Annotated in this window: 8 protein-coding genes; 3 read left to right on the top strand and 5 right to left on the bottom strand. The window is 69.8% G+C overall.

The annotated features are described in order from the left end of the window. From AC6RA4_RS17220 to AC6RA4_RS17210, 3 genes are all read right to left on the bottom strand, one after another. Positions 1–553: GTPase (locus AC6RA4_RS17220; RefSeq protein ID WP_500162453.1), on the bottom strand; the 553-nt coding region annotated here is incomplete at its 3' end. A gap of 102 nt (positions 554–655) precedes the next feature. After that, positions 656–1981, bottom strand: a complete 1326-nt coding sequence (locus tag AC6RA4_RS17215) for a PQQ-like beta-propeller repeat protein (RefSeq protein WP_500162456.1) — start codon at positions 1979–1981, stop codon at positions 656–658. Positions 1982–2063: 82 nt separating this feature from the next. Next, positions 2064–2720: a tetratricopeptide repeat protein gene (locus AC6RA4_RS17210; RefSeq protein WP_500162451.1), complete on the bottom strand. Its 657-nt coding sequence runs from the start codon at positions 2718–2720 to the stop codon at positions 2064–2066. Between the two features lie 271 nt (positions 2721–2991). Between AC6RA4_RS17210 and AC6RA4_RS17205 the strand changes: the two genes are divergently transcribed. After that, positions 2992–4293 (top strand): efflux RND transporter periplasmic adaptor subunit, encoded by a 1302-nt coding sequence (locus AC6RA4_RS17205; protein WP_500162449.1) that lies wholly within the window; start codon positions 2992–2994, stop codon positions 4291–4293. Continuing rightward, positions 4290–8000, top strand: coding sequence for an efflux RND transporter permease subunit (locus tag AC6RA4_RS17200; protein ID WP_500162447.1), 3711 nt, complete (start codon positions 4290–4292; stop codon positions 7998–8000). The genes AC6RA4_RS17205 and AC6RA4_RS17200 overlap by 4 nt, the downstream gene beginning before the upstream one ends. Positions 8001–8093: 93 nt before the next feature. Here AC6RA4_RS17200 and AC6RA4_RS17195 read toward each other — a convergent pair whose 3' ends face one another. Both AC6RA4_RS17195 and AC6RA4_RS17190 read right to left on the bottom strand, forming a co-directional pair. After that, positions 8094–9230 (bottom strand): YhaZ family DNA alkylation repair protein, encoded by a 1137-nt coding sequence (locus AC6RA4_RS17195; RefSeq protein WP_500162445.1) that lies wholly within the window; start codon positions 9228–9230, stop codon positions 8094–8096. 161 nt (positions 9231–9391) lie between these two features. Beyond that, entirely contained in the window at positions 9392–10171 is a 780-nt protein-coding gene (locus tag AC6RA4_RS17190) for an SDR family oxidoreductase (protein ID WP_500162443.1), read from the bottom strand. Between the two features lie 180 nt (positions 10172–10351). Between AC6RA4_RS17190 and AC6RA4_RS17185 the strand changes: the two genes are divergently transcribed. Next, a partial coding sequence (locus tag AC6RA4_RS17185) for a Hint domain-containing protein (protein WP_500162441.1) occupies positions 10352–11364 on the top strand: 1013 nt, incomplete at its 3' end.

Genomic DNA, 11364 nt, shown 5'->3' with positions numbered 1-11364 from the left:
CCTCCTCGTCCACGCTGACATCGGTCTCCGGCGCTTCCTCGGCGGCGCGCTCGGCAAAGCCGTCGGCCAGCGGCTGAAGGGCGCCGTAGAGGTCCGGCATGCCCTCGCCATGCTCGGCCGAGATCCGCAGCGGCTCGCCCAGACCCAGCGCATAGGCCTCGAGCACGCCGGCATCCGCCGCCGAGCCCTCGGACTTGTTGGCGCCGAGGATCACGTGCTTGGCACGCTTGCGCAGGATGTCGGCAAAGATCTCGTCGGTGGGCGTCACGCCCACGCGGGCGTCGATCATGAACAGGCAGACATCGGCCATCTCGACGGCGCGCTCGGTCAGGCGCCGCATCCGGCCCGGCAGGCTGTCGTCGGTGGCATCCTCGAGCCCGGCCGTGTCGATCACCGTGAAGCGCAGGTCACCGAGCTTGGCCTCGCCCTCGCGCAGGTCGCGGGTCACGCCGGGCTGGTCGTCGACCAGGGCGAGGCGCCGGCCCACAAGCCGGTTGAACAGCGTCGATTTCCCCACATTGGGGCGGCCCACGATGGCCAGCGAGAAGGTCATGTCCTGACTCCCAGATCACAAGCCGCCCCGATAGCGCATTTGCGCGCACGGCGAAAGGGGCGATGGGCTGCCGCGCATCGCCCGCCCCGAAGGCCGAAAAGATCAGCGATAGGCGGCGAGATGGCCGGCCTTGGTCACCACGTAGAGCGTGCCGTTGGCGATGGCCGGTGCGGTGGTCGCGCCGCCCGGCACCTCGGTGGCGGCGATGAGCGCGCCGGAGGCCGGATCGAAGCTGCGCAGCAGCCCGTCCGAGGAGGCCACCACCAGACGCCCGCCCGCCATCACCGGCCCGTAATGGGCGAAGGCGCTGTCGCGGCGGCGCTGCGGCTTGCGCACGGGCTCGTAGCCCGGCAGGTCGACTGCCCAGATCTGCTCACCCGTGGTGGCATCGAGGCGCACCAGCTGGTTCTTGTCCGACACGAGGAACACCGAATCGCCAGCCGGCCAGACCGGCCCGCGGGCGCCCATGCGCGCGGTCCAGAGACGCTCGCCATTGCCGAGGCCGAACGCCACGACGCGGCCCGAATGGTTGCCGACGAAGACCGTGTCGCCCGCAATCACCGGCCCGCCGGTGATGTCGCCGACAGAGGCCAGCGCCGAGCCGTTGCGGCTGCCGACCACGTCGGCGCTCCACAGACGCATGCCGCCCTGGCGGAAGGCCGATTGCACCGCGCCGCTGCCGAAGGCGAAGATCACCGCCTTGTCGCTCAGGGCCGGCGCCGGGGCGCCCGCGACATTGGCGATGCTCTCGGGCGCGTCGATCTGCCAGCGGATGCGGCCGGCCTCGGTCTCGATGGCCCAGGCGCGGCTGTCGCCGGAGGTCAGGTAGACCAGCCCGCCGGCCACGGTGGGGGCGCCGGTGGCGGTGTTGCCGAGGCGCTGCTCCCAGATCTCGGCGCCGCTGGCGGCGTCGAGCGCGGTAAGCCGGCCATAGCCCGAAGCGACGTAGAGCCGGCCATCGGCCACCGCCAGCCCGCCGCCCTGCGCCTGGCCCGAGCGCTCGCGCGCGGGCACCATGCTCTTTTGCCAGAGGATCTGACCGGAGCTGCTCACGGCGCTCACGGTGTGCTCGGCATCCATGGTGTAGATCCGCCCGCCCGAGACCACCGGATCGACGTTGAGACGCTGGCGGCGACCGTCGCCTTCGCCGATATCGACCGAGAACACCGGGGTCAGCGCCCGGTTCAGCGCGGCGTTGTCGACCCGGGCGAAGGGCGAGACCGGGCTCTGCGCCCAGCCGGCATTGGCGCTGGAGGCGGCCAGCGACAGGGCGCGCGTGGTGTTGACCGGGGGCGTCTCGGCAGCATCGCCATCCTGCAGCACCTCGCGGGTGCCGTAGCGTTCGCCGGGAAGGATGACCTCGGGCTCGGAACAGGCCGACAGCATCGTCAGCCCGAGAAGTCCCGCCGTGATGGTGGTGTTGCGCAAATCCACTGCCCCCGTCCGTCTTTCGCCTGTCACGTTTCGATCTGCCCGGCGGAGCGGTCAGACCTGATGTGTTTGCATCGGTTTAGCTGGCATCCAGCGCGCCGCCAAGGGCGATGATCATCTGCGAGGCGCGCTGGCGCAAGCCCGCGGTGGACTCGGAATCCTCGACGATGCGGCGCAGCCGCTCCTCGGCGGCGAGCCGGTCGCCGGCCTCGATGTCGAGCAGTGCGAGCTGCTCTTCGGCCAGCAGGCGCAGCGGCTTGCCCGGCACCGCGAGCGACTCGAGCCCGGCGCGCCGTTCATCGATGGACAGGCCCGATCCCGCCTGGCTCATCGCCTTGTAGCTGGCGATCTCGCGGTAGATCTCGGGCACCTCGCCATTGGCGGCGACGGATTCGAGGCTCAGCGCGGCGGCCTCCATATCCTCGGCCCGGGCGGCCTCGGAGGCGGTCAGCATGGCGATCACCGCCTCGGCGCCGGGCGTCGGGGCGCTGATTTCCGACAGCGCGGCGACGCGGGCGCCGGCATCCTCGGCATCGAGCGCGGCGAGGATCTCGTCTCCCAGCGCCTGCGCCGCGGCGCGGTCCTGCGCTGAGGCGTATTCGCGCCAGGCGGCGCCACCGACCAGCAGCAGCACCAGCACCACGGCAACCCAGCCATAGCGCTTCAGGGCCGCGAACAGCCGGTCGCGGCGGACCTCTTCGGTGACTTCGTCGATGAAACTGTCGGGATTGCTCAAGGGCGGCCTCACAAGTCTTTGTCGGCCCCCTCTTACAGGCCCGGACGGGCACTGCCAAGGCATCTCCGGGCCGTCGATCCGCCCGGCCCGCGCCGGCCCGGCAGGGATCGGGCCGCGCCGCTTGATCGGGGCCGGCAAGGCGGGTAATCTGAACGGGTCAGTTCAGACCCGAGTTTATTCAAGAGCCGTTATCGAAATGGTCGCATTGTCAGCGCATCGTTTCGCAATATCCCTTGACCCGTAGACCCGAGCCGAGTGGGAATCCCGAACCATGCGTATCATTTCGATCCTGACGGCGGTTGTCGTGATGGCCGTGCTCTATGGCATGGTGATGGAACGCGACCGCCTGCTGGGCTTTGCGCGCGACATCGCGCCGGCGGCTTCGGAGCAGGCGGCGGATGCGTCCGAAGACGGCGCGCAAGCGGCGGAGGAGGCCCCGGCCGACCCCGCCAGGGACGGCACTGTCGCGGTCATCGCGCTGCACTCCACCGCGCAGGAGATCGACAACGCGGTGCTGCTGCGCGGCCAGACCCAGGCCTTTCGCGAGGTCGAGGTGCTGTCGGAAACCACTGGCCGGGTGATCTCGGCGCCGCTGCCGCGCGGCAGCGCGGTCGACGCGGGCCAGCTGCTCTGCGCGCTCGATCCCGGCACCTCCGGCGCCTCGCTGGCCGAGGCCGAGGCGGCGCTGGCCGAGGCCGAGGCGCAGCGACCGCAGGTCGAGGCACGCATTCCCGAGGCCGAGGCCGCGCTGACGCAGGCGCAGGCCCAGCTCGAAGAGGCGCAGATCACCCTCACCGCCGCCGAGAAACTTTCCGAGAGCGGCTATTCCTCGCGCACCACGCTGGCCTCTGCCCGCGCCGGGCAGCGCGCCGCCGAGGCCGGGGTGCGCAGCGCCGAGGCCGGAATAAAGTCCGCCGCCTCCGGGCTCGACAGCCTCGAGGCGCAGATCGAGAGCGCCCGCGCCGCCGTCGCCCGCGCCCGCACCGAGGTCGAGAACCTCTCCATCACCGCCCCCTTCGCCGGGGTGCTCGAGGATGACACCGCCGAGCTTGGCGCGCTGATGACCGTGGGCACGCGCTGCGCCACGGTGCTGCAGCTCGATCCGATCCGGCTGGTGGGCTACGTGCCCGAGGCCGATGTCGCCCGCGTCGCCACCGGCGCCCGCGCCGGCGCCCGGCTGGTGGGCGCGCAGCAGGTGGTGGGAGAGGTCACCTTCATCGCCCGCCGCGCCGACGAGACCACCCGCACCTTCCGCGTCGACATCACCCTGCCCAACCCCGATCTCGCGATCCGCGCCGGCCAGACCGCCGAGATCGCCATCGAGGCCGAGGGCGCCATGGCGCATCTGCTGCCGCAATCGGCGCTCACCCTCGACGATGACGGGCGGCTCGGTATCCGCTCTGTCGCCGGCGACGGGACCGCCCAGTTCCTCCCCGTCAGCGTGCTGCGCGACAGCCGCACCGGCATCTGGGTCTCGGGCCTGCCCGAGCACGTCGACGTGATCACCGTGGGGCAGGAATACGTGACCGACGGCGTGCCCGTCCGGCCGAGCTTCGAGGAGGTCGTGCAGTGACCGGCCTCGTCGACTGGGCCGCCGAACGCGCCCGGATGGTGCTGGCCTTCATCTTCCTGTCGCTGGTGGCCGGCGCCTATGCCTATGCCACGCTGCCCAAGGAGGGCGAGCCGGATATCGAGATCCCGGCGCTGTTCATCTCGGTGCCCTTCCCCGGCATCTCGGCCGAGGATGCCGAGAAGCTGCTGGTCAAGCCGATGGAGACCGAGCTGGCCGATCTCGACGGGCTCAAGACACTCTCGGGCGTCGCTTCCGAGGGCTATGCCGGCGTGGCGCTCGAGTTCGAGTTCGGCTGGAACAAGTCCGAGACCATGGCCGATGTGCGCGACGCCATGAACACCGCCGAGGGCAGCTTTCCCGACGGCGCCGAGAGCTACTCGATCAACGAGATCAACTTCTCGGAATTCCCGATCCTGATCATCTCGCTCACCGGCCCGGTGCCCGAGCGCACCATGGCGCAGGTGGTGAAAGACTTGCAGGACAAGGTCGAGGCGCTCGACTCGGTGCTCGAGGCGGGCATCGCGGGCAACCGCGACGAGATGGTCGAGGTGATCATCGATCCGCTCCGGCTCGAGAGCTACAACGTCACCGCGAGCGAGCTGATCAACGTGGTGCAGAACAACAACCTGCTGGTCGCCGCCGGCGAGGTCGAGACCGAGACCGGCGCCTTCTCGGTCAAGATCCCCTCGAGCTTCGACGAGCCGCGCGACATCTACGACCTGCCGGTCAAGGTCAATGGCGACCGGGTGGTGACGCTGGGCGAGCTCGCCACCATCAGCCTGACCTTCGAGGACCGCGAGGGCACCGCGCGCTTCAACGGCGACAGCACGGTGGCGCTGCAGGTGGTCAAGCGCAAGGGCTTCAACCTGATCGACACCTCCGCCGAGGTGCGCGCGGTGGTCGCCGAGGCCGAGGCCGGATGGCCGCCGGAGCTGCGCGCCGCCGTCACGGTCTCGGCCAGCAACGACCAGAGCCGCATCGTCGACAGCATGGTCAAGCAGCTCGAGGGCTCGGTGCTCACCGCCATCGCGCTGGTGATGATCGTGGTGCTGGGCGCGCTCGGCACCCGCGCGGCGCTGCTCGTGGGCTTCGCCATCCCGACGAGCTTCCTGCTCTGCTTCCTGCTGCTGCTCGGCATGGGCATCACGGTGTCGAACATCGTCATGTTCGGGCTCATCCTCGCGGTGGGGATGCTGGTCGACGGCGCCATCGTGGTGGTCGAATATGCCGACAAGCGCATCGCGCAGGGCACCGGGCCGATGCACGCCTATGTCGAGGCCGCGAAGCGCATGTTCTGGCCGGTGGTGAGCTCAACCGCCACCACGCTCTGCGCCTTCTTGCCGATGCTGTTCTGGCCCGGCGTGGCAGGGCAATTCATGGGCATGCTGCCGGTGACGCTGATCTTCGTGCTCTCGGCCTCGCTGGTGGTGGCGCTGATCTACCTGCCGGTGATGGGCGGAGTCTCGGGGCGGTTCTCGCGCGTGCTGCACCGCAAGGGCGAACGGCTGCGCCGCCGCCTGCCCAGCTGGTGGGCCCGCGCGGCGCTGGTACCGGTGGCGCTTCTGGGGATGTTCATCGGCGCCATGATGGTGCTGAACCCGGATTTCCTGTTTCTGTCGCCGTTCACCGGCTACGCCGCGCGCCTGCCGGGCGTTGCGGTCTTCCTCGCATTCGCGGTGATGGCCTCGATCACGCTCGACGCCGCCCGCATCGAGCACCGCCGCAAGCGCATCAAGGCGCAGTACCGCCGCACGCCCTTTGGCTGGCTGATCCAGCTCGTCACCGCCAACCCGGTGATGCCGGTGGTGACCATCGGCGCGGTGGTGTTCTTCGTGATCTCGGTCTTCGGCTATTACGGCGAGAACAACAACGGCACAGAGTTCTTCACCGAGAGCGAGCCCGAGCAGGCCATCGTCTATGTCCGCGCCCGGGGCAACCTCTCGCTGGCCGAGAAGGACGCGCTCGTCCGACGCGCAGAACGCATCGTCCTCGCGCATCCCGGCATCGAGACCGCCTTTGCCTTTGCCGGCGATGGCGGGCTCAGCTCGAACACCGGCGGCTCCGAGCCGCCCAAGGACAGCATCGGCCAGATCCAGCTCGAGATCGTGCCGTGGGAGAACCGCCGCGACCGGCCCGAGCTCGATGGCGATCTGGTGCTGGCCGAGCTGACCGAGGCGATGCAGGCCCTGCCCGGCATCCAGATCGAGGTGCTCGACCTCGCCATGGGGCCGGCCTCGGCCAAGCCGGTGCACCTGCGGCTGAAATCCGACGACTGGGACGACCTGCTCGCCGCCACCGAGACCGCCCGCGCACGGTTCGACGCCATGGCCGGGCTGCGCCAGATCGAGGACACCCGCCCCCTGCCCGGCATCGACTGGCAGATCGACGTCGATGTCGAGAAGGCGGGCCGCTACGGCGCCGACGTCGCCACCGTGGGCGCCATGGTGCAGCTCGTCACCCGCGGGCTGACGCTCGACACCATGCGGGTCGACAGCTCCGACGAGGAGATCGACATCCGCGTGCGCCTGCCCGAGGAAGACCGGGTGCTCTCGACCCTCGACAGCCTCAAGGTCAGAACGCAGGACGGGCTGGTGCCGCTGTCGAACTTCATCAGCCGCAAGCCGGTGGCCAAGCTTGCCGAGATCAACCGCGTCGATCAGAAGCGCCATTTCGACATCAAGGCCGGGGTGCGCGAGGGGCTGGTGAAATTCACCAGCGACGGCGAGACGGTGGGCTACGGCCAGGAGGCAGCCACCGGGTCCGGCGATCTCTCGCTGCGCGGCACCGCCTATGACCTGACGCAGGTCGAGGGCGATGCCGACCCGGCGGCGCTGGCCGAACGCGGCGCGCTGCAGGTGGCCCCGGTCAATGCCAACGAGCGCATCGCGGCGCTGACCGAGTGGCTCGGGACCGGCCCGTTGCCGCAGGGGGTCAGCTGGGAATGGACCGGCGACCAGGAGGAGGAGGCGGACAGCCAGGCCTTCCTCGGACAGGCCTTCTCGGCGGCGCTGGCGCTGATGTTCATCATCCTGCTGGCGCAGTTCAACAGCTTCTACAACGCGGTTCTGGTGCTGCTGGCGGTGGTGCTCTCGACCGCCGGGGTGTTCCTCGGGATGATCGTGATGGACCAGACCTTCTCGATCATCATGACCGGCACCGGCGTGGTGGCGCTGGCCGGGATCGTGGTGAACAACAACATCGTGCTGATCGACACCTTCCAGGAATATTCGCGCTACATGCCGCGGATCGAGGCGATCATCCGCACCGCCGAGGACCGCATCCGCCCGGTGCTGCTGACCACCATCACCACCATCGCCGGGCTGTTCCCGATGATGATCGGGCTCAGCCTCGATTTCTTCGGCGGCGGCTATGCCATCGATAGCCCGACCTCGCTGTGGTGGAAGCCTCTTGCAACGGCGGTGGTCTTCGGGCTGTCGATCGCCACGGTGCTGACCCTGGTCTTCACCCCGGCGATGCTGGCGCTCCGGGTCTGGTTCAACACCTATCTCGGCTGGATCGCCCGGGCGCTGGCGGCACTGTCGCTGGGCCGCGGCAGCCGCGCCGCGCAGGACTGGGCACTGGCGCGGGCGGCGAAGCGGGTGAAGGCGCCGACGATCCTCTGGGAGGAGGTGCCGCCCTTCCCGACCCGTCCCTATCACGCGCCCGACGCCCCCCGCGACACGGACACGCTGAAGGCGGCGGAGTGAGACGCGGGCGGGCGCGCAGCCGTTCATCGCGGGTCGGCGCGGCTCGTGCCGCGTGAGCGCCTGAGGCGCCGAGGCATCCCGGCGCGGTGACGTTCAGGCCAGCAAGGTAAACCCGGCCTCGGCCACATCGCGCCCGTTGACCTGCAGAATGACCGCATGCGGCCCCGGGTGCAGCCGGAAGGTGGTGGCGTCGCCCTTCATGCGGTGGCGCTTACCGAGCGTCAGCGGCTTGCCCGGGGCGACCTCGGCGGCCTTCAGCTTGAAGACCTTCTCGGCGCTGCCCGCGGGCCGCGCAAAGCGCAGCCGGTAATCGACCAGCACCGGCGCCGTCTCTGGGCTCTCGAGCGTGGCCGCGATGGTCAGCACCTCTCCGATGCGCAGCGATGACGGGATCTCGAGCCGGGCGGTGACGTCGACGTCAGCGCGGTAGCCCAGCAGCGCCAGAGCGCCCGGCTCGCCGCGCTTGACGGCGGTGCGCAGGGCGTGGCGGGTGATCCAGTCGCGCTCGCGCGGGGCTTGCGCCCCGGCATCGCGCCAGGCGCTCAGCCGGTCGAGCACCGCGTCAGGGTCGATCTTGCTCAGGTCGTTGAGATGGTTGGCCAGCGAGCGGGTGACGAAGCGGGTGTCATCGGCGTGCAGCAGATCGAGCAACGGCAACGGTGCGAGCGGATCGAGGCTGATGCCGATGCCCCAGGGCAGCTTCGGCCGGGTGCCCTCGGAGACCAGCCGGCGCACGTGGTAATGCGGATCGCGGGCCCAGTCCTGCATTCTCGCCAGCACGAGATCGGGCCAGCGGTTGAGGAAGGGCCGGATGGCGTATTCCATCGAGAAGCGCTGGGTGGCGGCATGCAGCAGGTCAAGCGCGCGCTCGGGCTGTTCGATCCCGTGACGCGCCGCAAGCACGCCATGCACGGCGTGGATGAAGCGCCCGAAATCGTCATCCTTGCGCGACGGGTCGAGCGGCTCTGGAAGCGTCGCCTCAAGAGCCTCGGCCATGGCGTTGAAATCGCTCGGCAGTTGTGCCTCGAGCCCATCCGCCAGAACGGCGAGGCGCGCGTGGACCCCGAGGCCGTCGAAGCGTGGCAGGACGGTGTCGAGGAAGCGCCCGGCGTCGAAGCCGGGCAGCACGGAGGCCTCCTGAGCCAGCGCCCCGGCGCTCTCGGCATTGAAGAGCTGGTCGGCGAGGGAAAACCCCGCGCCGCCGCCCTTGCCGTCAGGACCGCGGGCCATGCGCGCCGCGGGGTTGGGGGCGCTGCCCCCGTCGCACCGAAGGTGCGCTTGCCAGAGCGGCCGGAGGTGCGCTTGGCAAAGGAGCGAGGGGGCTCTGCCCCCGTCGCCCGTTCCGGGCGACTCCCCCGGGATATTTTTGGCCAGAAGAAGCTGCCTGCGTGTCAGATGGTGGCAAAGGTTTCGCCCCCGTCGAGCACGATGTTCTGGCCGACGATGTAGCCCGCATGGGCGGAGCACAGGAAAGCGCACATCTTGCCGAACTCGGCCGGATCGCCGTAGCGGCCGGCGGGGATGCCGGCGGCGCGGATCTTGCGGGCCTCGTCGCGGGTGATGCCCTTCTGTTCGGCCATGACGTCGTCCATCTGGTCGATGCGGGCGGTGTCGTGCACACCCGGAAGCAGGTTGTTGATGGTGACGCCCTTGTTGGCGATCTGGCGCGAGGTGCCGGCGACGAAGCCGGTGAGACCCGAGCGCGCGGCGTTGGAGAGGCCCAAGGGCAGCAACGGCGCCTTGACCGAGCGCGAGGTGATGTTGACCACCCGGCCCCAGCCGCGCTCCATCATGCCGGGCACCAGCGCCTGCATCAGCGCGATGGGCGAGAGCATCGAGCCGTCGAGCGCGTCGATGAAATCGCCGCGGTCCCAGTCGGTCCAGTAGCCCGGCGGCGGGCCGCCGGCATTGGTCACCAGGATGTCGCAATTGCCCGCGGCGTCGAGCACCGAGGCCCGGCCCTCGGGATCGGTGATGTCGGCGGCGATGGCGGTGACCTCGACGCCGTATGTCTCGCTGATCTCGCCGGCGGCCTCGTCGAGCGGGCCGGCGCTGCGGGCGTTCATCACCAGCGTGCAGCCGGCTTCGGCAAGCGCCTCGGCGCAGCCGCGCCCGAGCCCTTTGGAGGAGGCGCAGATCAGCGCGCGCTTGCCGGTAATTCCAAGATCCATGTCGTCAGTCTCCTTCAGTGGCCCGGGTCGCCCCCGGGCGGGCCGGGAAAACGCCGGCCACGGACCCATTTGATGCCACAATGCTTTGGCATACAATGCCCCGATCGGCAGAGGACGCCAGATGGTGTCCGCGGGCCGGTGACAGACCGGAAGACAGACCAGACAGGGGCCAGACCCGACATGACCGAGGCTGAAGGCGCGCGCGTCGCGCATGGCGTCACCGTCTACCGCGCGGAGCAGATCCGCGTCATCAATGGCGCGAATCTCGGCGACGGGCTGAGCTTTGCCGAGGAGCTGGTGCCGGATGACATCTACCGCCTGTCGCCGGTGGCCTCGGAGCATCGGCTGAGCCTCTACCCGGCCTCCGAATCGCCGTTCCGCATCGCCGCGGACAGCGAGATCGGCACGCCCGGGGCGGATCTGCATCTCGATTGCGTGCTGACCTTCATGTCCGGCGACGGGCACACCACCGAGGGGCTGGTGCTGGTCGAGACCGACGAGAGCGGCGACGTGGCGGGAATTCTGTTCCTGCCGCTTGCGACGCTGGATCCGCGCCAGGACCTCGCGCTGGTGGGCATCACCCGCGAGGGCGCGCTGCAGAAATTCGCGCAATCCGCCTGCGTGTCCTTCACCCGCGGCACGATGATCACCATGGCCTCGGGCGCGCAGCGTCCGGTGGAGGAGCTCGGCGTCGGCGACCGGGTGCTGACCCGCGACGACGGCCCGCAGGAGATCCGCTGGCTCGGCCATCACACGGTGCGGGCGGTGGGCGAGTTCGCCCCGATCCTGATCCGCGAGGGGGTGCTGAACAATTCCGGCGACCTGCTGGTGAGCCCGGATCACCGGCTCTTCATCTACCAGCGCCGCGACCAGATCGGCGCCGGCCGCTCGGAACTGCTGGTCAAGGCGCGCCACCTGGTGAATGGCGACAGCATCCGCCGGGTGCAGGGCGGGTTCGTGGATTACTACCAGATGCTCTTCGATCATCACCAGATCATCTATGCCGAGGGCATCGCCGCGGAATCGATGTTGATCGACACCCGCACCCATGCCGCCCTGCCCGACGAGCTGCACCAGCGCCTGTCGCAACTGCTGCCCGGGCACAGCCGCAGCGACCACCGCGATCTCGAGGTGCAGGAGGCGCTGCTCGACCGGCCGGATCTGGCAGAACTGCTGAAAAGATCGTCGCGCGG

Source organism: Salipiger sp. (assembly GCF_059781815.1).
This window is presented reverse-complemented; position numbering and strand designations above follow the sequence as displayed.